Source organism: Paenibacillus sp. OAE614, assembly GCF_040546645.1.
Taxonomy (GTDB): domain Bacteria; phylum Bacillota; class Bacilli; order Paenibacillales; family Paenibacillaceae; genus Paenibacillus_AQ; species Paenibacillus_AQ favisporus.
Genome location: NZ_JBEPOD010000001.1, coordinates 6,579,583 through 6,601,484, shown reverse-complemented (window position 1 = coordinate 6,601,484; position 21,902 = coordinate 6,579,583). Strand labels below are relative to the sequence as shown.

Below are 21,902 nucleotides of genomic sequence, written 5' to 3'. Positions count from 1 at the left end.
TGGCAGCGTGCCTTCAGGGCTTCAGCATGGACTATTTTTGCTGGGTATGGGAGGAACCGAAAGAGTATGGATACGTTGATGGGACTCATTGAGCAGGTGGGTTATTTTGCGTTCTTTTTCGTATTGTGCTTAGGCGTTATTGGCCTCCCGCTTCCGAACGAGGTGGTGGTCATGATCGGCGGGGTGCTTGCCGGGACGGGGCATCTGGCACCGGTCTCTTCGTTTATCACGATTTACCTGGGGATCTGTTCTGGCTTGACCGTCGGCTTTGTCGTCAGCCGTCTGGCGGCAAGCCGCCTGCTCGACCGTCTGACCAGGTCCAAGCGGATGGCCAGGTATATCGATAAAGCCGAGCTGCTGAACCGGAAATACGGTAATATGGCGATGTGCATCAGCGTATTCCTGCCTGTTCTGCGAAACGTGACGCCGTATGCCGTCGGCATGAAAGGAATGGCTTACCGCCGTTTTGCCCTGGTCTCTTATACGACGGCGTTCGTGTGGACGCTGCTGTATTTTCTGATCGGCAGCACGCTCGGCCTCCAGGTCGACGATATCAGTACGATGTTCGCCTAATGTTGAAGGGGGTGAAACCATTGCGCATACAGGATTCCGGATCCCATCATTCTCAAGAGCCAGGTGTTGCTCCGGAGATAGTGACGCTGGGGATGGGCTGTTTCTGGAGCCCGGAGGCATTGTTCGGCCATATGCCGGGGGTGATCCGAACGCGGGTTGGCTATGGAGGAGGAACGACATCAGACCCAACGTACCGGAACATGGGTGATCATACAGAGATGGTCGAGGTCGTGTATGACCCTGGCGTCATTTCTTTGTCCGACATTCTGAACGCGTTCTGGGACAATCATAACCCTTATAATATTAACGATTACAAAGGCAGGCAGTATTTGTCGCTGCTCCTCTATCGCGGTGAGGGACAGCTGAAGGCGATTCGCCAGGTCCTGGCCCGGAGGGAGGAGCAGGGCAAAGGACGGCCGGATACGGAAATCGCTCCCTTTACGGCCTGGTACCCGGCGGAAGAACGTCATCAGAAGTATTACCTGAAAAGGCATCCAGATGCGATCGAGCAGTTGAGCCGGCTCTATCCGACGCCTGAGGAGCTGGTGAGTTCCACGCTGGCCGCCAGGCTGAACGGACTAGCCAAAGGATACACGAGCCTGGAGCGAATACAAAAAGAGATCCATACCTGGCCACTCGCGGAAGAGGTGCGAAGCCTGCTGCTGGAAACGGCCAAGCGGATTAAATGGTGATATATAGCGGACGAAAAGACAAACCGAAGGAAGATAGGCTCCTTTGGTTTTTTTTGTGTAAACGTACAATTCACTTACAAATTGTTAGTTGGTCAAAATGGTAGGATTATCTCCAAATCATTTGCGTTCTTACGATTTGTTTGTACCTTTCATATAATTCAATCAAGCGAAAAGAACGACGCACGTTGATGTGCCAGACGTGGCCCGGCGCTGTGTCGGTCTTGCGCTCATTGAATCTATAATGTACCGGCTTCAGGGTGCGCCCAGGCATTGTGCCGGCTATGCCCCGGATTCACCGGCTGCCGGTCGTATATATGGAGGGTATGAATATGGTCCAACGAATGAATCGCTTATATATTTACTTATTGACGCTGGGCGTCTTCCTGACGGCCACATCGGAGTTGATCGTCAGCGGCGTGCTCAGTGAGATCGCTGGTGATATGAACGTTACCGTCGGTGCGGCAGGGCAGCTGATTACGGCATATTCCTTAGCTTTTGCGATTGGCACACCGGTCTTGATTTCGCTGACCTCCCGTCTCGGCAGAAAAAAAGTTATGCTGGGCGCGCTGCTGGTTTTCGCAGCCGGCTGCGGACTGTCCTTTGCCAGCACCCATTTTGTCCTGCTGATCGCGTCACGCATTATTCTGGGCATCAGTTCGGGTATGTACCTGGTGGTCGTGTTCAGCGCCGCTGCCAAGCTCGTTCCGGCGGAGAAGGTCGGCAGCGCCATCGGCACCATTATTCTGGGCTTCAGCTTGGCCATGGTGCTGGGAGTCCCGCTTGGCATCGCCATTACCGGCTGGATCGGCTGGAGAATGATCTTCGTCCTGCTGGGAGCGCTGAGCCTGCTGATCATGGCGGCGATTTACCGGCTTCTCCCGGCCGTGGAAGGTGATGAGCCCGTCTCCTTGGGACGCCAGCTGCGCCTGCTGGGCAGCGGAGTTATCGTGAGTGCCCTGTTCATTACGCTGTTCCGGGAGACCGGGAATTCGGTGATGTATACCTATATGACCCCGTTTTTGCAAAGCGTACTTCACATGAACGCCGCAGGCGTGGCGGTGACCATGCTGGGCTTCGGCATTCTCGGGGTGATCGGCTCCCGTCTGGGAGGCTACGCGGTGGACCGGTGGGGGGCCGTACGCATTCTGCTGGCCGGTCTGCTCGTCCATGCCGCGGCCCTGGCGCTGCTGCCGGCGTTTTCCTCCTGGCTCGTTCCGGACCTTATTCTGATCGGCGTGATGATGTTCGCCATGTTTGTAACGGCACCGGCCATTCAAACTTACTTTATCCAGCAGGCGCCGGAATCCTCCGATCTTGTGCTCAGCTTGAATACGTCGGTGACGCATTTAGGGCTGGCGGCGGGGGCAGGCATGGGAGGAGCTGTGATCAGCGCCACCTCCACCGTGCTGTACAATCCCTGGGTCGCGGGTCCGGTGGTCGCGCTGGGTTTGGGAGCCGCTATCGTCTGCTTCATTCTGGGCAGGAAGGCATACCGGAGGCTGGCGTGACGGTTGCGGCTGCGGCTGCCATCCTGAGCGTGTATGATCCATGCTGAGCGTGTATAACCCATGAAAAAGCGGCGGTACGCCGGGAGCGTCAGGGACGCTTTCCGGATACCGCCGCTTTGTCGTGCAGCAGGTGCTTCTAGAAGCAGGTGAACGATTGGATGGTTCTGAGGTCGAGCCCCGAGTACATCCAGAAAAATCCGTTCCAGCGGAATCCGGCAACGGAAGTCCGGCCGACGAAGACGGGATAGAACCAGAAGCCCGGACCGCGTACGGGCCAAATGAATGTATTGCGGAAAAGGCAGCCGGAGATCGCGCCGGGATCAACGGCGAGCGCCGATGCGCCGGTTTGTGCAGGCGTAAATTGCGGCGGCGGGGATGAAGGCGGCTGCACCTGGCCTTGAGGGCCGAAGGGAGGCATGAATGCCATGGGAATGACTCCTTTCTTTGCTCATTTGAGCATAGTTATGGCGAGCTTACGCTAATAAGCTGATGACTAGCAGTTCGTACAGGACCAGAGGCAGGATGGTTTGGTTAAAGAAAGGGGGGCGTCCGGGGATGAAAGCCCGGTGTCCGGATGACTGCGGAATTTGGATATACACGATACCCTTGTCGCAGTGCAAGAGGGTTCCTTCAAATACATCGCCGTCCAGCGTTTCGATCCGGACATGCTTATTGACATGTTGGCGGCACAACTGCTTGAAGCGCTCCCGAGCCGAATGAAGCGTTTGGCTCATATGAGGCTCTGCCTGGTACAGCGTTTGGTGCTGATAGCCTGAATATTGCACACTCATGACGTTGACCTCCGTTTGGAATTGACCTGCTGCATCCTATGCAGATGCCTAGACGGAAGTGTCTTAAAATAAACGAAATGTCATAAACATTAGTAGGGACGTTCCTTAATGACCGTGGATCAATGGATGTCGCTGAGTTTTTAAATAAAAATTTCTAGATATACGCTGTAAGTTGAAATAAAATTTCGCAAGCGATATAATAGGCACCAGAAATGTTAACATCTCAAGGCAGCATACAGGGCTTTTCGGCTCATTCGCGGGCGGTTACGGATTGCACCGTCTGTTCGGAGCATTTGCGCCTTTGAGTCTGCCGACGACCCTGGAGGGAGCCTGAAATCGGGAGGGAAGATCATGTACGCTGGTATAGCGGAAGGCGCCAAGGCGCTTGGCCTGGACCCAAAAGGGCTCGAGGCCGCCGGGCGTGCCATTGAGCGGGAGATGGCCGCTGGGGTGATACCCGGGGCGGTGCTGGCCGTCACCCGGCACGGGAAGGAATGGGTTTATGCAGCGGGGAGCGCAAACCCGGGTCCGGATCATCCGCTCCCGGCCGGGCCGGATGTCCTGTATGATTGTGCTTCGCTGACCAAGGTGAGCGTCACGCTGCCGCTTGTGCTCGGACTGATCGATGACGGCGTCCTGACGCTGGGTACAAAGGCTGCCGCCTGGATCCCTGAGTTTACCGGTGAGGGGCGGGAAGAGGCGACGATCGGGCAGCTGCTCACCCATACCTCCGGTCTGCCGGCGGATCGAAATATCCACGCGCACGGCTGGACGCAGCCCCAAATGTGGGAGGCGGTCACCGGCGTGGCTCTGCAGCATCCGCCGGGTACGGCCGCCGTCTACAGTGATCTCGGCTTCCTCCTTCTCGGCCGGATCGTCGAGAAGGCGGCAGGCATGCCTCTGGACCAGGCGGCCAAGGCTCGCATTTGGGAGCCGCTCGGCATGGCCGGCGCCGTCTTCGCCCCGCCGGCCGGGCTGCAGGCGCGGACCGCCCCGACGGAATATGACCGCGCTGCCGGAGGTCATCTCCAGGGGGTGGTCCACGACGAGAAAGCCCGCGCCCTCGGCGGCGTCTGCGGGCACGCCGGCCTGTTCGCCACCGCCGGCGACCTGGCGCGCTATGCGCGGATGTGGCTGGCCGGCGGAGCCGTGCCGGAGCCGGCCACGCCGGGCGGCCAGCCGCAGCGCGTCTTGTCGGCAGCGGCCGTGAGGGCCGCGATCCGGACCCATACCGCTGGCATCGCCGGGGCGAACCGGGGGCTCGGCTGGGTCCTGAAAGGGGACCGCTGGGACGCCTCTGGCGACTGGATGGGCCCGCGCAGCTACGGGCACACCGGGTTTACCGGGACCAGCCTGTGGGTGGAGCCCGATCTGGACCTGGCGGTGGTGCTGCTCACCAACCGGGTCTATTACGGCCGAAGCGGCAGCGTCAGCGTGCTGCGGGCAGCGGTGCACAACGCGATTACCGCCGCCGTTAGAGATTGATAACGATGCGAACGAGAACGAGCAGGGATGAGATCTGCTACGATACGATACGGGCAAAGGAGAGAGCATCATGAACGGGGGACTAGTCAGACTGCGAGAGATTTTGGACGACCTTACGCCCTCAGAGCGCAAAGTGGCTGAATACATTATCAGCTATCCGCACAGCATACTCGACATGTCCGTAGCGCAGCTGTCTGCGGAAAGCGGCGGCAGCCAGGCGGCGATCATCCGCTTGTGCAAATCCATGGGGGTGAAAGGATACCCGGAGCTGAAGCTGAAGGTGGCCGGGGACCTGAACCAGAACGAGGAGCGCTATGAGTACCGGGAGATTCGTCCGGGCGATTCCATGGAGCAAATTATCCAAACCGTGTCCGCCAACAACATTCAGTCGATCCGGGACACGGTAACGATTCTTGATCCGAAAACCGTGGACCTGGCGGTGGAGGCGTTAAGCCAAGCCTCCCGAATTTTTTTCTACGGCCTCGGGGCTTCCCATCTGATCGCGCAGGATGCGCATCACAAATTTTTGCGGATCAACAAGACAAGCCATTCCTTTACCGATCCGCATCTGGAGCTGACCTCGGCGGTCATGCTGAATCCGGGCGACGTGGCGGTCGGCATTTCGTATTCCGGCGAGACGGCCCACGTCATCGAATGCCTGAAGGAGGCGCGCGCCTGCGGAGCCAAGACAATTTCCATCACCAAGTACGGCAACAATGCCGTGTCGGCACAGGCCGATTATCCGCTCTACACGTCATCGACGGAGAACGAAATCCGCAGCGGCGCGATGTCGTCGCGGATGACCCAACTGAACGTCATCGATATTTTATATTTGGGCGTGGCCAGCCGGGAATACGATCAATCGGTCCGGTATCTGAAAAAGAGCCGGGAGATTATCAAGCGCCTGACGGGCCGCTGATCGAAACAGGTTATTGCTTATCCTTATCCTAGTACATCCTCTTTCCTGGGGCATTGACGGCTCTGCGGGAAGGGGATGATTTATTTTCAGGTAAAATCTTCATATTATGCGGACGCTTTCGTCCCAAAGGATGATAGAATAGAGGGAATTGAACGTCATCTTGGGATGGAATATCGGCATAAATGGGGTATAGGCAATGGATAAAGAGATAGACCAAATGGATGATCAGCAGATCATTGCAGCTTTTAACGCGCATTACAGGCAGCGGGGCCTCGATCCCGCCAAGTTTCCCGTTCTCAGCAAGCGCTACACCAAAGAGGAACTGGAGGAACGGTTGTCCTTTTATAAGGAATATATTGATATTATTCTTTTTTTCGTCAACAAGTTTCTGTCGACCATTCAAGGGACCCCGATCCTGGTCACGGTGACCGACCAATGGGGATATCTGCTGGAATGTTACGGCGAGCCGATGTTTCTCGAGGCCATCGCGGAGCTGGGCATTACCAAAGGGGTCCGCTACAACGAGGAGACCGGCACGGGCTCGGTCCCGCTGTGCCTGCGGTTTAAGCGTCCGTTCCAGACCTTGGGCGAAGAGCATTTCTTCGAGGCGCTCCATGGCATGGCCTGTTACTCGGCCCCTTTCCACCGGGAGGACGGGGCGGTGCTTGGAACGCTTTCCCTGATGACCGGGGTCGATTCGGCCCATCCGCACCTGCTGACCCTGCTGTGTACCATGGTCGATTCCGTTGAGCGGGAAATGCTGCTTCGCCGGAACAACGCCCACCTTCACACGTTGAACCAAGTGCTGCTGGAGGCGAATTATCAGGGGGTTGTCGTGACGGACGCCGCCGGCCGGATTATCGACATGAACGATCAATACTTGAGGATGCTCCGCTTGGACGGCGGGGACAAACATCTATACCTGGGCACGCCGGTGCTGGAGCACCGCCTGGTTTCCCCCTATTTCGAGCGGGTGCTGGCCAGACAGGAGGAATGCATCGGCGTGGAGCTGCAGGACACCCGGATGGACTCCGACAGCTATTATATGCTGGACGTTCTGCCGGTTTTTGATATGGGCGGCTGCCTCTGCCGCATTATCGGCACCCTGCGGGATATTACGGAAATGAAGAGGACCGAGGAGGTGCTGCGGAATACGGAGAAGCTGGTATTCGCCGGCCAGCTTGCGGTCGGGATTGCGCACGAAATCCGTAATCCCCTGACCACCGTCAAGGGCCTTATCCAGCTGGCGGGACCGACCGCGGGACTGCGGCATTATGACCTGATTATGTCGGAGCTGGACCGGATGAACCTGATCGTTGGCGAGTTTCTCATTTTAGGCAAACCGCAGGAAATCCGCTTCCGGGAAGATTGGTGCATGACGATTCTGCAGGAGGTGCTGAGCCTGATCGAAATCGAGGCGGCGAAGAGCAATGTCCGCATCCGCTGTACCTGCATCCGGGAGGAGATCATTTCCTGCGACCGCAATCAGATCAAGCAGGTGTTTCTGAACATCCTGAAAAATGCCATTCAAGCGCTGCCCGGCGGGGGCCGGATCGACATCGTGCTCGAGGCAGACGGCGATTACCAGCGGATCCGGTTCATGGACAACGGAATCGGCATGCCCGAAGAGGTGCTGGAGCGGATCGGGGAGCCATTCCATACGACCAAGCTGGAAGGTTACGGTCTGGGCATGATGATCGTGAAGAAAATTATCGCTTCCCACCGCGGCATCCTGAACATTACAAGCGAGCCCGGCAAGGGGACGACGGTCGAAATGGGACTGCCGATCGGCTGATCGGACAGTCCCTGATGGATAAAAATGGAGTTAAGCGAGGTGTCGCGAGATGAAGGCCATCTGGAGTTTTGTGGAAATCGTCAGAAATGTCGTGTATTTATTCCTTGGTTTATGCGTGTGCGGTTTTGCAGAAAAAAACCTGACGGCGAGAATCGACGGCAGAATGGATCTGGTGCTGCTGGTGCTGCTTGCAGATCTGATGCTGCTGTTCGTCTTCCACCGTCGGGTCATCGGCCCAAAAGCCAGCAAACTTCCCGTTAGAACGAGGAATTATTTAATCATAGCTGCGGTGCTGATCCTCCTCGCGGTTTATATGCTGAGCTGACATCCCGTTGACCGCTAAAACAACAGGTACCAGAAAACAGCCGTTTCCTGCGAATGCTCTTTAAAACCCCGGTATAGATAAGAATCAAAGCCTCCGATAACAAATCCGCAGCTTTCATAAAATTGGCACGCCCGCACGTTGTTGCTCTGCGTCTCCAGCATGAGGCCGGGCATATCACCGGCTTTGGCCCAAAGCACAGCCTGCTCGATCAATTTCCGGCCGACGCCGTGTCCCCGGGCACTCCGGTCCACCCGAACATCCTCGATATAGGCATACCGGTTCCAATTTTTCGCCAGCATGATCCGGCCGACGGCCCGATCTCCCGCTAAGGCCAGGTAGACCGCACGGTCCGGACGGCCGATGTACTCCGACAAATTTCCGCTGTCGCCCTGGTCCGCCTCGTCGGGGTAGCTTTTTTGGTAACTGGGCACGACGGGTTTAACCGTATAACCGATCCCTTGGTCCGTAACGGATAGGACGAGCTCGGAATCTACCGTAAAGCTGCCGTCGATCTGAATGTGCTCCGGGCGGTCCCGGTCTGTCATTTCCCTAATCTGAATATCCATTTTTCGTATCCTCCTGATTCGCGGTTGGATTTTGAACATAGGCCAAAATGTTACCGTGCAATCCGAAGGCGGGGCTCTGACTTAACGAAATACAAGCTGTGCCGTCATTACGGTTCTCCTCCTATTGGGCAGAATAAGGACACACCGGCTCTATCACAGCAAAATCCGGTGATCCAATATATTTTTCAGGCTGATATGCGATTTCGACGGGCCGAACCTTGCCAGGGCATCCTGGAAGTCGGCTATCTCGTCGACGGACCCCGTCTGGACGTGAATGAGATAGTTGTACTCCCCGCTGATACGGAACAAGCCCGTCACTTGCTTGGACTGCGTGCAAAATTCCACCAGCTCGCTGCATTGCTCGGTTTTCATCAGAATAAAAGAGGTCGTTCCCCGCTGCAGCTCCCGCAAATTCAGATCCGTGCTGTACCCTATGATCACACCCCGTTCCTCGAGCTTAACGATCCGCTCCTTCACGGAAGGCTGGGACATGGCAATCTGCTTGCTGATCTGGGCGATCGGCATTCGCGCTTCATGCTGCAGAAGCTTTAAAATTTTCAGGTCGATCTCGTCAACTGCCATGCTCAAATTCGCCATCTCTCCTGTACTTGATCTAAAGATAAGGTAAGCATACGAAAATAACTTATTTTATGCAAATCGGAAAGGCCCAATTCCTTATATCATGCATGTCGATCGCGGTAATGAATCTATAAAATGAAAGCGATACGAAAAGCACAAAAGGAGAGATGGTTATGAGCGTGAAAGGACTGGCCCATGCGGCCATTCAGGCAGAGGATTATGAAGGAACACTTGATTTTTATATCCGGGTTCTCGGGTTTACGGTCGGTCACTCATGGAGCCTGCCTGCGTTTAAAATTATGACGGCCTCGATGCTGGTTTCGCCTGACGGGCGGACCTGCATTGAGGTGTTCGACCGCGGCGCCGAAGTTCCGGCCGAGGGGGATAAGGCGCCTTCGCGCGAGGAAGTGAAGCACGGCGCCCTGCTCCATCTGGCATTCTACGTGGATAATGTGGACGAGATGGTGGACAAGGCGCTCGCTCACGGGGCGCGAATTTATGTGGAGCCGGGGAATTTGGAGCTGGGTGAGCCGCCGCTTAGGGTCCGCAATGCGGTCCTGCACAGCCCGAACGGCGAAATTATCGAATTGATCGAGGAAGTGGATTTTAACGTGGGAACCCGCTGAGGTTCTGTGTGATATGGAGGCAGCCGAAGGTTTCGGCTGCTTTTTTGTATGTCATATAACCTTACAAACTCGTTGATAAAAAATATGAAAGCACTTACAATATTGTTATTTAGACATGTTTCGCGTTGTGTTTTGTCGAATCGGCATCCCAGAATGAAGAGAGGAGAAGTGATCCATGCGATGGGCCAATGGATGGAAAATCCAGTACATTTTCGTTCGATTCATGATCCCTTATTTCTTGTTCATGCTGTTTACCCTGCTTGCAGGGGCCCTGTTTTACAGGCAAACCTATGATGTGGTGAAAAAGGAAGTTACGCACAGTAACTTGCAGATGCTGGATCAGGTGAAGGAAACGGTCGACAGCCGCTTCAACGAGATTAACCGGATCTCCCTGCAGCTGCAAAGCGATCCAGCCGTTCAGAGCTTTCAGCAGGTGAAGGAACCGTTCCGGGACACGACGGCGTACAAGGTGTATCGGACGCAAAAAAGCCTTTACAGCTACAATGCAGCTAATGGATTTATTCTTAACTACTATCTGATCTTCAAAAATAGCGATTTGGCGCTATCCCCGGATTCCACTTATGAACTTCCCTCGTTCTATCGTTACATGTTCTCTGAACCCAGCAAGGATTACACGACCTGGAGGAACGATCTCCTTGATAATTTCCGCAACCGGGAAATCATGTCGTCCGGATCCACGGTGTATCAAGGCAAGACGACGGATCTGCTGACATATGTCCAGTCTCTCGGATACCCCGGTCATATTCAGGGGGCGCTGATGATTTTGGTGGACAACCAGCGCTTGCAGTCGCTTCTTCGTGGAATTGACATATCCGACGGGGGCTGGGTATCCATCGTGGATGAGAAAGGACGCCTGGTTACATCCCTGTCAAGCGGTGGCATAGTGACCCGGCAGAGCCTGCCGCCGGGAGCGAAATCCGGAGTGATCGAAGCTTCAGCGGCTACCGGCGGCATGATGATGACCTATACCACCTCGTCCTATAACGGATGGTCCTATGTCGTCGCCCAGCCGCCCCATGTCGTTCTGAGCAAAGTGCTGGCCATCAAGCATACCACCGTGACCATCCTCCTGGCGTTCCTGATTTTTGGCCTCGTCCTTGCCTATCTGTTCGCCACCCGGAGCGGAAGGCCGATCGTGAACATCACGACTGCCCTGACATCCCGGCTGAACGGCGGGGAGTTGAAGCGGCCAAAGGATATGTACGGCTATATTCAGCACTCACTCGCACGCCTGATCGACAACAACGATGAACTGCAGCAGGAAATCGAGCGGCAGGCTCCGCTGCTGCGGGAGTCGTTCTTCGGGCGGCTTCTTCAGGGGGAATACCTGATGGCCGAACACGTTGAATCCTTGCTGAAGCATCAAAACGCCGATATTCAGGGCAGAGGCTGCGCCGTCGGAATCGTTCAGTTTCACCACGGCGGGCACCGGTTTCAGGAGGAGGAGCTGCGCGAGCTCGATATCGAACGCGTGATCATCCAGGATATGCTGGGCCGGACGCTGAAGGGCTGCCCTTTCACCTACCCGGTCGCCGAGGATAAAATCGCCGTCCTGTTCGTCAACGGACAAGGCGATCCCGGCGCCTTCCGAAAGACGGTGGAACGGGAGCTGCAGCAGCTGACGCTGGAAATCAGCCGCCACGGGCTTCAGGCGGGCTTTGCAGTGGGAGGCTACCGCCCTTCGCTCCTTGAAGTGCCGGAGTCCTTTGAAGAGGCGAGGCAGGCACTCTCCCGGCTGTATGAAGCCGGGACCGGCCAGTCCGTCTGGTTCGAGGATCTGGCCCATGATCACCGCGGTTTTTATTTTCCGGCGGAATCGGAAAACCGCCTTATGAATTACATCAAAGCAGGCGAGACGGATGAGGTCCGGAAGCTGCTCGCCTCCCTGTACCGGGAAAATTTCGAGGAGCGGCACCTTTCCTTGGCGATGCAGCAGCTGTTCGTTCTCGACCTGGTCGGCTGTCTGGTCAAAGTGCAGGATCAGCTGATGGTGAAGGAGCAGGCGGACATGAGGCATCTGCTGCAGCAGCTCGGCACGGCCAATCACCCGAAGCAGGCGTTTGATAACGCGACGGAGAGATTCGCGGAAATTTCGGACGACATCGATCGGCGCAAGAAGAGCCGCAACGTCCAATTGATCCGCGATACGGTGGACTACATTCATCACCAGTACGGACAGGCTGATCTCAGCCTGGATGCCGCGGCGGATCATCTGAATATATCCAAGGGGTATCTGTCGCAATTTTTCAAAGAGCAGACAGGGGTCAATTTTTCCGAATACGTTGAGAACCTCCGGATGGACAAAGCCAAGCAGCTGCTGTCCGAGACCAGGCTGCCGATCCGGGATATTGCGCAGCAGGTCGGGTACCACGCGTCCAGCACCTTCTGCCGGGCCTTCAAGCGCGGCAGCGGCATCAGCGCAACGGCGTACCGTGATATCGCACATAAGAAACCGGCTTCCCCTCTTCACCGTCAGGATGCATAAGCGTTTTTGGGCCAGGGATTTCCTGGCCTTTTCGCTTTACAGAGAACATCTCGCCAGCGGCCGCTGCCTAAGGCAAATACGCCCGAATCTAACGAAATGTATACAAGCCGGGCAAAGGTCAACGGCCTTTCTGAACGAGGGTTAACCCGCCGGGGAACAGGCAATTTACACCTTGGGCGGTCCCGGTCTATGCTGGGTCCAATCAAGGGGGTGAAAGTATTGAGCATGTCGGTGACCGAGCGAAAGACAAGGGCAGCGCGCAGAACGGGAAGGAGACCCGCCGTAAAGAAGCTGATCCACAGCTGGCAGTTATACGTGCTGATGGCGCTGCCGCTCCTGTATTTGATCATTTTCAAGTACGTACCCATGTATGGCGCACAAATCGCTTTCAAGAACTTTATTGTGACCAAAGGCATTTGGGGAAGCGAGTGGGTCGGACTGAAACACTTTGAGCGCTTTGTTCACTCGTACGACTTCTGGAGGATTTTGAAAAACACCTTGATCCTCAGCTTTTACAACCTGGCTGCGAGCTTTCCGTTTCCCATTCTGCTGGCGCTCGGCCTCAACTATTTGCGGGGGCGGGTATTCAAGCGGGCGGTGCAGATGGTCACGTATGCCCCGCATTTCATCTCGATCGTCGTCATCGTCGGGATTATCCGGGAGCTGCTCGACCCGAGAACGGGCATCGTCAACAAGCTCCTCGGCTTTATCGGTGTGGAACCGGTCAATTTTATGGGCGAGATTTCGATGTTCTCTTCCATTTATGTCTGGTCGGATGTCTGGCAGCATGCGGGCTTTAACTGCATCATTTTCATTGCGGCGCTTGCCGCGATCGACCCTGCCCTGCATGAAGCGGCCGTAGTCGACGGGGCCAGCAAGCTGCGCCGGATGTGGCATATCGACCTGCCCGGCATCATGCCCATGGCGATCATCCTTCTGATCCTGAGCACCGGGCATGTGCTCGACGTCGGCTTTGAGAAGGTGCTCCTTCTCCAGAATCCCATTAACCTGAAGGCATCCGAAATTATCGACACGTACGTGTACAAGGTCGGTCTGACCTCGCAGGTGGCGAATTACTCGTATTCGACCGCCATCGGTTTGTTCAAGTCGGTCATTAACCTGGTGCTGCTCATCGTGGTCAACAAGATCGCGCAGCAGTCGAAGCAGGCAAGTCTGTGGTAAGGAGGGAAGCCCATGAACGGCACTTTGCGCAATGACTCCCGGGGGGACAAGATGTTCTCGCTCGTGAACGGCGCCATCGTCACCCTGTTTTTTATCAGCGTGCTCTATCCGATCGTGTACATCGTCAGCGCGTCTTTCAGCGACTCTAATGCCGTTGTGTCCGGCAAGGTATGGTTGTGGCCGGTTCGTCCGACGCTGGAAGGTTATGCCGCCGTGTTTGACTACAAGATGGTATGGACCGGATTCAAAAACTCCGTCGTCTACACCGTGACAGGCACCGCCCTCAACGTCTTCCTGACGGTGCTGGCCGCTTATCCGCTGTCCCGTAAAGACCTGTACGGCAAAAACGTATTCATGATTCTGTTCATGTTCACGACGATGTTTACGGGGGGACTGATCCCCAGCTATCTGCTGGTGCGGGAGCTCGGTATGCTCGATACGATCTGGTCCATGATCATTCCGGGAGCGCTGACCGTTTGGAATGTCATCATCGCCCGGACTTATTTTCAAATGTCCATACCGGATGAGCTGCTGGAGGCGGCCCGGCTGGACGGATGCAATGACTTCCAGTTTTTATGGAAAGTGGTCATCCGGCTGTCGGGACCCATTCTCGCTGTGATTACGCTGTATTATGCGTCGGCTAACTGGAACCAGTATTTTAACGCGATGATTTATTTAAAATCCCAGGACCACTACCCGCTGCAGCTCGTGCTTCGCGATATCCTGATCCAGAACGATGTCGACACAGCGATGCTGGCGGCCGATCCGCAGGATGCGGCCCGCAGGGAGGCACTCAAAATTTTGCTGAAGTATTCCTTGATTGTGATTTCCATCTTTCCGCTTCTGGTCGTGTATCCTTTTGTTCAGAAATTTCTGGTAAAAGGCGTCATGATCGGCTCATTAAAGGGATAAGGAGATGATCGGTGTGAAAAGAAAGTTCCTGTCTTTACTACTCATATCCGCGGTCATGATCGGCCTGCTCGGCGCATGCGGCAGCGGGGATTCGGGGGGCGCGCCGGCGGCGGAGCCGGGTACCGGTGAAGCAGTGAGCGATGCGGGCGTGTTCCCGATCGTGAACGACAAACTGACGCTCAAGGTCATGATCGGCGCCAATCCGGCCGTCGAAGATTTCAACACAAACGAATTCACCAAATACTTCGAGGAGAAAACGAATATTCATGTGGAGTGGGAAATCGCCACCGCCGAGAAGCTCAACCTGGCGCTGGCGAGCGGCGACCTGCCGGACGTCATTATGAGCATGAACGTCACGCCGGAGCAGCAGGCGCTGTACGGGGAACAGGGGGTCATTCTTCCTCTGAACGATTACATTGAGAAATACGGCCTGAATACGAAAAAAATGTTTGAGGAAAGTCCGCTGGTCAAACCGACGATCACCTCGGCCGACGGGAACATATACGCCCTGCCGGCTCCGAACGAATGCTACCACTGCTCCATGCGCCAGAAGCTGTGGATCTACGAGCCGTGGCTGAAGGCGCTCAATCTGGAGATGCCGACCACGATCGATGAATTTTATAAGGTGCTGAAGGCGTTCAAGACCCAGGACCCGAATAAAAACGGGAAGGCCGACGAAATCCCGTTCTCGGGAGCGCCGCAAACGACGCAAAATTCGACCCTGACGACGAGCGTGGAAAACTTCCTGATGAGCTCTTTCACGTATGCACCGTATACACGGATGTATGTGAATGATGAGGGCAAAGTCGACGTTCCGTTCGTCAAGGACGGTTGGAAAGAAGGGCTGGCCTTCCTGCACAAGCTGTACGCCGAAGGCTTGATGGATCCGCAATCGCTGACTCGGGATCCCGCGCAGCTCGTTCAGCTGGGGGAAAATCCAGACGTGCCGATTCTGGGCGCCGCCTCCGGCCCCAATATGAGCGTGCTCACCCAACTGAGCGGTGCTAGTGGCCGGTGGAAGGATTATGTCGCCGTACCTCCGCTGAAAGGCCCGGAAGGGCTTCAGGTGACGCAGTACGATCCTTACCAGGTGGCTCCGGGGCAGTTCGTGATCACGAACAAGGCGAAAAATCCGGCTGCGGCCTTCCGCTTCGCGGACGCCCTGTACGACCGGGAAATGACGCTGCGCTCAACGATCGGAGAGCCGGATAAGGACTGGAGATGGGCCAAAGACGGCGAAATCGGATTAAACGGCAAGCAGGCGGTCTATAAAGACATGTCCCAATTCGGGGTGACGCAGAACAAGCACTGGGCGCAGACCGGCATCGCCTACCGTCCGAATTCGCTGCGCCTCGGCGCGGTGGAGGACAAGGAGAACCCGCTGGAATCGATCCTGTACAACGAGACGAAGACCAAATACGAGCCTTATCGCGTCAAAGTCGAGACGGTGCTGCCGCCGCTCAATTTTACAGTGGACCAATCGCAGGAGCTGGCTGACCTGTCCAAGACGATCTTCGATTACACGAACGAAATGATGGCACGGTTCATTATCGGCGACGCCGACCTCAGCGCCCAGTGGAACGAGTACCAGTCGACACTGAAGAGCATGGGGCTGGACCGGTACCTGGAGATCTACCAAGAAGCGTACGATGCGCGCAAATCCGTGACATCCGAGACCCAATCGTAAGGAGGAAACTTCGATCATGACCGCTATTCAATCGCAAGCCTTTACTGTTCCGGACAAGTGGAAGTGGTTTACCGAGAGCCGTTACGGGATGTTTATCCATTGGGGGCCTTACGCGCAGTACGGGCGCGGAGAACAGGTGCTGTTCCGTGAGCATTTGGATCACAAGGAGTATGCGGAGCAGGCCTGCGCATGGAACCCGAAGCATTACGATCCCGAACTGTGGGCCTATACGGCGAGAAAAGCCGGGTTTAAATATGCCTGCTTTACGACCCGGCACCACGACGGCTACTGCATGTGGGACAGCGTTTATACGGACTACTCCAGCGCCAAGCAGGCTCCGCAAAGGGATTTTGTCCGTGAATACACCGAGGCCTTCCGCAAGGAGGGGCTGCGGATCGGACTGTACTATTCGTGGATCGATTGGCGGCTGCCGGCGTATTTCGACGGTCCGGCCAAGGATCCGGAGGGGTGGGAGAAGGTCCGTGCCTATCTTCACGCCCAAGTCAAAGAGCTGCTGACGAACTACGGAAAGATCGACCATTTCTTCTTCGACGGAGTATGGCCGCGGAATGCGGATGATCTGCAGAGCGTGAAGCTGGTGGAGGAAATGCGGGCGCTGCAGCCGGATATTCTTATCAATAACCGGCTCGGTTATTCCGCCGCTCATGACGGGTATCGGGCTGACGGGGGCGTGGGTGCCGGCGATTCCGATACGCTCGGCGATTTCGGTACCCCGGAGCATGTGATCCATGCCGAGCAAAAGCGGCTGTGGGAGTCGTGCCAGGTGACGACATGGCGGCTCTGGAGCCATGTAATCGGCGAGCGGTGGCGTCCGGCGGACGTGCTGCTCGACATGCTGTGCGAAAGCGCCGAGAAAGGCGGCGGCCACGGAGGCAACCTGCTGCTCAACGTCGGCCCGACGGCGGACGGCCAGCTCCCGCCTGAATTCGTGGAGCGTGGGCTGGAGATCGGGCGCTGGCTGGAGGTACACGGCGAGGCGGTGTACGGCACGGACGGAGGCTCCGTCACCGAGTTTATCACCCGCGGACGGCAGACGACCCGCGGCAATAACTTGTATTTGATCATCCGGTTCTGGGACGGACGCCCGGACATGAGGCTGGCCGACTTGAACACCCGGGTGAAGGGCGTCACGCTCCTGACCACAGGGCAGGAGCTCGCGTTTGAACAGAACGGCGATGAGCTGTGGATTCACGGGCTGCCTCGGGAGGCGCCGACGCGGCTCTTCCCGGTGATCCGCGTGGAATGCGAAGGCAAGCCCGAGGCGAATCAGTGGGGCAGGGAGCGGCTGTGGGAAGGCGATCCCGCCCGGGTAGCCGACTGGGCGCGCTTGCGGGGCACATCGGTATTCGCCGATGGGGCCGAGCGTTAGTTCTCTCGGATTTAACTAAAATGCAAACCCTGACCCTGTAACCTTAGGGCCATCTCATACTAGGCAGCTGTGTGCTTTCCCTTGGAGTCTTTCTTCCGAGGAAGCATGCGCTGAGCCTTGGAGGGATGGCCCTTTTATTGTGAAGAACGATTCGGCGTTATTATATTCCTTTACATTTATATAACCAAAAGGTAATATAATAAGCATGAACACGGACAAACTGTTTGAAGCGTTATCCGAACCGAACCGGCGGAGCATTCTGGAATATTTACGAATGCGGGACCGTTCTGTGGGCGAGCTTGTGGAGCTGTCGTCCTTAAGCCAGCCGGGGGTGTCCAAGCATTTACGGATTCTGCGGGAAGCGGGGCTTGTGACCGTCCGCAGCGATGCCCAGAAGCGGATGTACAGCCTGAACGCGAAGCCGCTGGAGCAGCTTGACGATTGGCTTGGGCCCTACCGCAGGTTCTGGTCCGGCAAGCTGGATGACCTGGAGCGCTTCCTCGATGAAGAAGAGCCCTGAGCAGGAAATACCTGCCGCAGGGTATGGCAGAATTTAAGTTCTGTTGGGTATCCTGGCGGAATGACAAACTTTAAAGAGCATGTGAAAAAGGAGGATCAGCCGTGAATTCCAATGAATTGGCCGTGGTTGAGCAGGACGAGCAGGGAACCCGTGTGCGGTTCGTGCGGCATTTGAAGCACCCGGTGGAAAAGGTATGGGCGGCGCTGACCGAGAATGACCAGCTGAAGCAGTGGTTTGCGGAGCTTCGCATCGAAGATTTGCGTGAAGGCGGAGTCATCTCATTCGATATGCAGGACGGTACTTATGAAAAGTTCGAAATTTTGGAGCTGAAGCCCTTGTCGGTACTTGAGTATACTTGGGCGGAGGACCGCGTCCGGTTTGAGCTGTATCCCGAGCCGCAGGGCTGTCGCCTCGTCCTGATCGAGACGATCGTCCGAGTCACCGATCATACGCCTAAGGACGTTGCCGGATGGGATGTCTGCCTGGACGTTATCGAGGCGCTGCTCGACGGCCGGACCATTGCTTCCCGGAAGGACATCTGGGAAGGGAAATACGAGCGATACCGCAATCGGTTTGCGGAGCTGCGTCAGGGATAAGCCATGAGCGGCAGGCAGCCGAGATGTACAGCCAAGGAGCCCCCAGTCTAATAGGACTGGAGGGCTTTTTTTGGCGTGGCGTTGGCGTTGGGGACGATCTTCAGCCGGCGTTTCGGGCACCTCAAAGTGCACAGTCGACGGGCCGAAAGCCGGAGTCTGCAAAAATGGAAGGCGGTGCTTATCATCCATCCATCATGCTTATGCGAATTTCTGCTCCTCAGCTGCCAGAAGGCATCTGCTGCTCCCGGTAGGATCGGGGCGAGCAGCCGATTGTTTTTTTGAACATTTTGGAGAACAGGAACGGATCCGTGTAGCCGACCGAGCGGGACACGTCGCTTACCGACAGCTCCAGGTTGTGCAGCAGCACAGCGGCGCGCTTCATCCGGTACTCCAGCAGGAACGCCTGCAGCGACACGCCGAACTGGTCCTTGAACAGGCCGGACAGGTATGTCCGGTCCAGCCCGACGGAACGGGCGATGTCCTGGATGCTGATCTTCTGGCTGTAGCTGCTCTCGATATAGCCGACGGCCTTGCGGACGTAGGCTTCCTTCGAGGTGGTGGGCCGCGGGGCTTCGCCGTTGTCACGGCAGTCCCGAATCAGTTCGCCCAGCAGCCCGTACAGGATGCCCTGGCTGAGCACGTCGCCGCCGGGCCCTTCCATCGCGGCGCGCAGCTGTCCGTAAAACCGCGGAAAACCGCCGTCCGGACCTGCCTCGTAGACTGGATGGGACGCATTCAGGTGGGCGCGCTGCAGGAGCGTCTTGGCCAGCACACCTTGAAAGCCGAACCATGTATACGTCCACGGATCCGACTCGTCGGCCGTATATTGCACCAGCATATCCGGCACGATCAGGAATCCCTGTCCCGCGCCGAGCCGGTAGGTGGTGCCGCCGGTGGTGAAAGTCCCCGTGCCGCTGTGCACATAGTGCAGGATGTAGGCATCCCGCAGTCCGGGTCCCCACGAATGGTTCGGCAGGCATTCCTCCATGCCGAAAAAGTGCAGGCGGAGATCGGTTTGGCCCTGCAATGCGGGCATATAGTAGTCGACATTGATCCGGGTCATTTGCGCTCTGAGTCCCTCCCGTCTGTCTCGCAAACCTTTTTTAAGAGATCAGAAAGTATAAGTTTCGGAGCTTCCACTTCCTGATCTCGCAAGAAAAACTTCCGCTAAAGGCGGTCTGTCTTCTGTGAAGGTACGTCGATAGACGTTTTTTTTATAATATCAGAAAGTATAAACTCCAGAGCCACGGCTTCCTGATATTGCAAGAAAAATTACCTTTAAATGCGGTCTGTCTTCTGTGAAGGTACGTCGATAGACGTTTTTTTACATTATAACAGGTAAAACGGCTGTAAAACGAGATGAAAGCGAATTCTGAAATGGGATTATGACAGGTATTGCAGGGGTTGCTCCATGTTATTTCCAGGGCCGGGCCTATATATTTAGGTCATGCGACGGGCTTGAAGAAAGCCAACATTTACGGGAGGGATTGAATCAATATGGCCAAAATTACGTTTATCGGTGCAGGTAGTACCGTATTTGTAAAAAACGTGCTTGGAGACGTCATGTCGACTCCGGCGCTGCAGGGGTTTGAGCTTGCTCTTTTCGATATCGACATGGAGCGGCTGAACGATTCGGAACGGCTCCTGAACAGCATCAAGGAGACGCTGGGCAGCACATGCCAGATCAAGGCGTACACGGACCGTAAAGAGGCGCTGCGCGGCGCCAAATATGTCATTAACGCGATCCAGGTAGGCGGGTACGATCCTTGTACGATCACCGATTTTGAGGTGCCGAAGAAATACGGCCTGCGCCAAACGATTGCCGACTCGCTGGGCATCGGCGGGATTTTCCGCAACCTGCGTACGATTCCGGTCATGCTGGACTTCGCGAAGGACATTCAGGAAGTATGCCCGGACGCCTGGTTCCTCAATTACACGAACCCGATGGCAGTGCTGACCAATGTCATGAACACCGTGGGCGGTGTGAAAACGGTCGGTCTGTGCCACAGCGTGCAGCACTGCGTATCCGACCTGTTCAAAACACTCGAAATGGATCCGACCGGCGTGGAATCCAAAATCGCGGGCATCAACCATATGGCCTGGCTGCTCGAGGTCAAGAAGGACGGGGTGGATCTGTACCCCGAAATCAAGCGCCGTGCGGCTGAGAAGCAGAAGGAGAAGCATCATGACATGGTGCGCTTCGAACTGATGCTGCGTTTTGGCTACTATGTCACGGAATCGTCCGAGCATAATGCCGAATACCATCCGTATTTCATCAAGCGCAATTATCCCGAACTCATTGAAAGATACAACATTCCGCTCGACGAATACCTGCGCCGCTGCGTTAACCAGATCAACGGATGGAAGGAAATGCGCGAGAAGCTGTTTGCGAGCGAAAGCATTGGACACAGCCGTTCCAAGGAGTATGCATCCTACATCATGGAAGCGATGGAGACGAACCAGCCGTTCAAAATCGGCGGCAACGTCATGAACACCGGCCTGATCACGAACCTGCCGAAGGAAGCCTGCGTCGAAGTGCCATGCCTGGTGGATGCCTCCGGCGTGACTCCGACGTACGTGGGCGATCTGCCGCCGCAGCTGGCCGCGCTGAACCGGACGAACATCAATACGCAGCTGCTCACCGTCGAAGCGGCCGTCACCGGGAAAAAAGAGCACATCTACCATGCGGCCATGCTCGATCCGCACACGTCTGCGGAGCTGTCCATCGACGATATCGTGGCGCTGTGCGACGATCTCATCGAGGCGCACGGCAGCTGGCTGCCTGAATTCAAATAAAGGCGTCGCTGTGATGTAAAAAATGAACGGGCTTACCTCTCTCTGCTGCTTCATGGCAGAGACGGGTAAGCCCGTTTTTGCATTCCGGCCGATATTCGAGTGGCGAACGTGCCGCTGCGTTTCCCACCGATTAGTCCCGTACATCAAAACAGCCATACCAGCAGGATGATCACGGCCACAATGGCTAGACCGATCAGCAGATTGACCAGGTTCCAGAGAAATCCGCGGCCAGCACCTTGATTTACCTTTTCATCGTGGCGCTTCTTGTGCACGTCGGGGTCATACTGTCCGGGAGGGTTACGAAAATCCATAGCCATTCTCCTTTCGGTTGGAAATGATCTGGCCCTTGTTAGTGCCTGGCTCAGGCGACGGGAAGGGATATCCGGCATTTTTTCAATCGGTTGTTATTTATTATAACGTTTCCGGATACCGTTTTGTTGGAAGGTTTTCTAGC

Annotated in this window: 22 protein-coding genes; 16 read left to right on the top strand and 6 right to left on the bottom strand. The window is 56.0% G+C overall.

Going from position 1 to position 21,902, the window contains the following annotated elements; translation table 11 throughout:
* Positions 1-66 precede the first annotated feature (66 nt).
* From ABIE48_RS30200 to ABIE48_RS30190, 3 genes are all read left to right on the top strand, one after another.
* The gene (locus tag ABIE48_RS30200) at positions 67-573 is read left to right on the top strand and encodes a DedA family protein (protein ID WP_076173067.1); all 507 of its coding nucleotides are present in this window, start codon (positions 67-69) and stop codon (positions 571-573) included.
* A 92-nt stretch (positions 574-665) separates the two neighbouring features.
* Positions 666-1,265, top strand: a complete 600-nt coding sequence (locus ABIE48_RS30195) for a peptide-methionine (S)-S-oxide reductase MsrA (RefSeq protein WP_354520747.1) — start codon at positions 666-668, stop codon at positions 1,263-1,265.
* 329 nt (positions 1,266-1,594) lie between these two features.
* Positions 1,595-2,773 carry an MFS transporter gene (locus tag ABIE48_RS30190; protein WP_354520266.1) on the top strand — a complete coding sequence of 393 codons (1,179 nt, stop codon included), beginning with the start codon at positions 1,595-1,597 and terminating at the stop codon, positions 2,771-2,773.
* 136 nt (positions 2,774-2,909) lie between these two features.
* Here the strand turns inward: ABIE48_RS30190 and ABIE48_RS30185 are convergent, their stop codons facing one another.
* A complete protein-coding gene (locus ABIE48_RS30185) occupies positions 2,910-3,200 on the bottom strand; it encodes a transporter (RefSeq protein ID WP_089549316.1) in 291 nt (96 codons plus the stop codon).
* Positions 3,201-3,246: 46 nt separating this feature from the next.
* A complete protein-coding gene (locus ABIE48_RS30180) occupies positions 3,247-3,564 on the bottom strand; it encodes an LSm family protein (protein ID WP_089549315.1) in 318 nt (105 codons plus the stop codon).
* Between the two features lie 351 nt (positions 3,565-3,915).
* Here ABIE48_RS30180 and ABIE48_RS30175 point away from each other — a divergent pair, with 351 nt between their 5' ends.
* The 4 genes from ABIE48_RS30175 to ABIE48_RS30160 all read left to right on the top strand — a co-directional run bounded on the left by ABIE48_RS30175 (position 3,916) and on the right by ABIE48_RS30160 (position 8,088).
* On the top strand, positions 3,916-5,049 hold the full coding sequence (locus ABIE48_RS30175; RefSeq protein ID WP_192716113.1) for a serine hydrolase domain-containing protein: 1,134 nt from the start codon (positions 3,916-3,918) through the stop codon (positions 5,047-5,049).
* A gap of 70 nt (positions 5,050-5,119) precedes the next feature.
* A complete protein-coding gene (locus ABIE48_RS30170) occupies positions 5,120-5,968 on the top strand; it encodes a MurR/RpiR family transcriptional regulator (protein WP_076173063.1) in 849 nt (282 codons plus the stop codon).
* Between the two features lie 196 nt (positions 5,969-6,164).
* On the top strand, positions 6,165-7,763 hold the full coding sequence (locus ABIE48_RS30165) for an ATP-binding protein (RefSeq protein ID WP_145027215.1): 1,599 nt from the start codon (positions 6,165-6,167) through the stop codon (positions 7,761-7,763).
* A gap of 49 nt (positions 7,764-7,812) precedes the next feature.
* The gene (locus ABIE48_RS30160) at positions 7,813-8,088 is read left to right on the top strand and encodes a hypothetical protein (protein WP_192716112.1); all 276 of its coding nucleotides are present in this window, start codon (positions 7,813-7,815) and stop codon (positions 8,086-8,088) included.
* A gap of 14 nt (positions 8,089-8,102) precedes the next feature.
* Here ABIE48_RS30160 and ABIE48_RS30155 read toward each other — a convergent pair whose 3' ends face one another.
* Together ABIE48_RS30155 and ABIE48_RS30150 are read right to left on the bottom strand one after the other, a co-directional pair.
* Entirely contained in the window at positions 8,103-8,654 is a 552-nt protein-coding gene (locus ABIE48_RS30155) for a GNAT family N-acetyltransferase (RefSeq protein WP_192716111.1), read from the bottom strand.
* Between the two features lie 153 nt (positions 8,655-8,807).
* Positions 8,808-9,236: an Lrp/AsnC family transcriptional regulator gene (locus tag ABIE48_RS30150; RefSeq protein WP_354520745.1), complete on the bottom strand. Its 429-nt coding sequence runs from the start codon at positions 9,234-9,236 to the stop codon at positions 8,808-8,810.
* 170 nt (positions 9,237-9,406) lie between these two features.
* Here ABIE48_RS30150 and ABIE48_RS30145 point away from each other — a divergent pair, with 170 nt between their 5' ends.
* The 8 genes from ABIE48_RS30145 to ABIE48_RS30110 all read left to right on the top strand — a co-directional run bounded on the left by ABIE48_RS30145 (position 9,407) and on the right by ABIE48_RS30110 (position 18,652).
* Positions 9,407-9,859 (top strand): VOC family protein, encoded by a 453-nt coding sequence (locus ABIE48_RS30145; RefSeq protein WP_145027207.1) that lies wholly within the window; start codon positions 9,407-9,409, stop codon positions 9,857-9,859.
* A 175-nt stretch (positions 9,860-10,034) separates the two neighbouring features.
* Entirely contained in the window at positions 10,035-12,365 is a 2,331-nt protein-coding gene (locus ABIE48_RS30140) for a helix-turn-helix domain-containing protein (RefSeq protein ID WP_145027205.1), read from the top strand.
* A gap of 225 nt (positions 12,366-12,590) precedes the next feature.
* The gene (locus ABIE48_RS30135; protein ID WP_145027473.1) at positions 12,591-13,547 is read left to right on the top strand and encodes an ABC transporter permease; all 957 of its coding nucleotides are present in this window, start codon (positions 12,591-12,593) and stop codon (positions 13,545-13,547) included.
* Positions 13,548-13,559: 12 nt separating this feature from the next.
* Complete coding sequence (locus tag ABIE48_RS30130; protein WP_145027203.1) at positions 13,560-14,459, top strand: carbohydrate ABC transporter permease; 900 nt, start codon at positions 13,560-13,562, stop codon at positions 14,457-14,459.
* A gap of 13 nt (positions 14,460-14,472) precedes the next feature.
* Entirely contained in the window at positions 14,473-16,146 is a 1,674-nt protein-coding gene (locus tag ABIE48_RS30125; RefSeq protein WP_192716109.1) for an ABC transporter substrate-binding protein, read from the top strand.
* A 16-nt stretch (positions 16,147-16,162) separates the two neighbouring features.
* Entirely contained in the window at positions 16,163-17,536 is a 1,374-nt protein-coding gene (locus ABIE48_RS30120; RefSeq protein ID WP_192716108.1) for an alpha-L-fucosidase, read from the top strand.
* Between the two features lie 205 nt (positions 17,537-17,741).
* Complete coding sequence (locus ABIE48_RS30115) at positions 17,742-18,056, top strand: ArsR/SmtB family transcription factor (RefSeq protein ID WP_145027197.1); 315 nt, start codon at positions 17,742-17,744, stop codon at positions 18,054-18,056.
* Between the two features lie 101 nt (positions 18,057-18,157).
* Entirely contained in the window at positions 18,158-18,652 is a 495-nt protein-coding gene (locus ABIE48_RS30110; protein ID WP_260869468.1) for an SRPBCC family protein, read from the top strand.
* Between the two features lie 217 nt (positions 18,653-18,869).
* On the opposite strand, the gene ABIE48_RS30105 is transcribed toward ABIE48_RS30110, so the two are convergent.
* Positions 18,870-19,715, bottom strand: coding sequence for an AraC family transcriptional regulator (locus ABIE48_RS30105; protein WP_192716107.1), 846 nt, complete (start codon positions 19,713-19,715; stop codon positions 18,870-18,872).
* Between the two features lie 434 nt (positions 19,716-20,149).
* On the opposite strand from ABIE48_RS30105, the gene melA reads away from it, so the two are divergent.
* On the top strand, positions 20,150-21,448 hold the full coding sequence (gene melA, locus ABIE48_RS30100; protein WP_192716106.1) for an alpha-glucosidase/alpha-galactosidase: 1,299 nt from the start codon (positions 20,150-20,152) through the stop codon (positions 21,446-21,448).
* 143 nt (positions 21,449-21,591) lie between these two features.
* Here the strand turns inward: melA and ABIE48_RS30095 are convergent, their stop codons facing one another.
* Entirely contained in the window at positions 21,592-21,759 is a 168-nt protein-coding gene (locus tag ABIE48_RS30095; protein WP_163880096.1) for a hypothetical protein, read from the bottom strand.
* Between the last annotated feature and the right edge of the window lie 143 nt (positions 21,760-21,902).

Excerpts from the sequence above, each read along its gene's own strand:
- ABIE48_RS30130 (WP_145027203.1), top strand. The coding sequence starts at position 13,560 with ATGAACGGCACTTTGCGCAATGACTCCCGGGGGGACAAGATGTTCTCG.
- ABIE48_RS30165 (WP_145027215.1), top strand. The coding sequence starts at position 6,165 with ATGGATAAAGAGATAGACCAAATGGATGATCAGCAGATCATTGCAGCT.
- ABIE48_RS30105 (WP_192716107.1), bottom strand. The coding sequence starts at position 19,715 with ATGACCCGGATCAATGTCGACTACTATATGCCCGCATTGCAGGGCCAA.
- ABIE48_RS30140 (WP_145027205.1), top strand. The coding sequence starts at position 10,035 with ATGCGATGGGCCAATGGATGGAAAATCCAGTACATTTTCGTTCGATTC.
- ABIE48_RS30155 (WP_192716111.1), bottom strand. The coding sequence starts at position 8,654 with ATGGATATTCAGATTAGGGAAATGACAGACCGGGACCGCCCGGAGCAC.
- ABIE48_RS30180 (WP_089549315.1), bottom strand. The coding sequence starts at position 3,564 with ATGAGTGTGCAATATTCAGGCTATCAGCACCAAACGCTGTACCAGGCA.
- melA (WP_192716106.1), top strand. The coding sequence starts at position 20,150 with ATGGCCAAAATTACGTTTATCGGTGCAGGTAGTACCGTATTTGTAAAA.
- ABIE48_RS30115 (WP_145027197.1), top strand. The coding sequence starts at position 17,742 with ATGAACACGGACAAACTGTTTGAAGCGTTATCCGAACCGAACCGGCGG.
- ABIE48_RS30145 (WP_145027207.1), top strand. The coding sequence starts at position 9,407 with ATGAGCGTGAAAGGACTGGCCCATGCGGCCATTCAGGCAGAGGATTAT.
- ABIE48_RS30185 (WP_089549316.1), bottom strand. The coding sequence starts at position 3,200 with ATGGCATTCATGCCTCCCTTCGGCCCTCAAGGCCAGGTGCAGCCGCCT.
- ABIE48_RS30175 (WP_192716113.1), top strand. The coding sequence starts at position 3,916 with ATGTACGCTGGTATAGCGGAAGGCGCCAAGGCGCTTGGCCTGGACCCA.
- ABIE48_RS30135 (WP_145027473.1), top strand. The coding sequence starts at position 12,591 with ATGTCGGTGACCGAGCGAAAGACAAGGGCAGCGCGCAGAACGGGAAGG.
- ABIE48_RS30120 (WP_192716108.1), top strand. The coding sequence starts at position 16,163 with ATGACCGCTATTCAATCGCAAGCCTTTACTGTTCCGGACAAGTGGAAG.
- ABIE48_RS30200 (WP_076173067.1), top strand. The coding sequence starts at position 67 with ATGGATACGTTGATGGGACTCATTGAGCAGGTGGGTTATTTTGCGTTC.
- ABIE48_RS30190 (WP_354520266.1), top strand. The coding sequence starts at position 1,595 with ATGGTCCAACGAATGAATCGCTTATATATTTACTTATTGACGCTGGGC.
- ABIE48_RS30095 (WP_163880096.1), bottom strand. The coding sequence starts at position 21,759 with ATGGATTTTCGTAACCCTCCCGGACAGTATGACCCCGACGTGCACAAG.
- ABIE48_RS30195 (WP_354520747.1), top strand. The coding sequence starts at position 666 with ATGGGCTGTTTCTGGAGCCCGGAGGCATTGTTCGGCCATATGCCGGGG.
- ABIE48_RS30170 (WP_076173063.1), top strand. The coding sequence starts at position 5,120 with ATGAACGGGGGACTAGTCAGACTGCGAGAGATTTTGGACGACCTTACG.
- ABIE48_RS30160 (WP_192716112.1), top strand. The coding sequence starts at position 7,813 with ATGAAGGCCATCTGGAGTTTTGTGGAAATCGTCAGAAATGTCGTGTAT.
- ABIE48_RS30150 (WP_354520745.1), bottom strand. The coding sequence starts at position 9,236 with ATGGCAGTTGACGAGATCGACCTGAAAATTTTAAAGCTTCTGCAGCAT.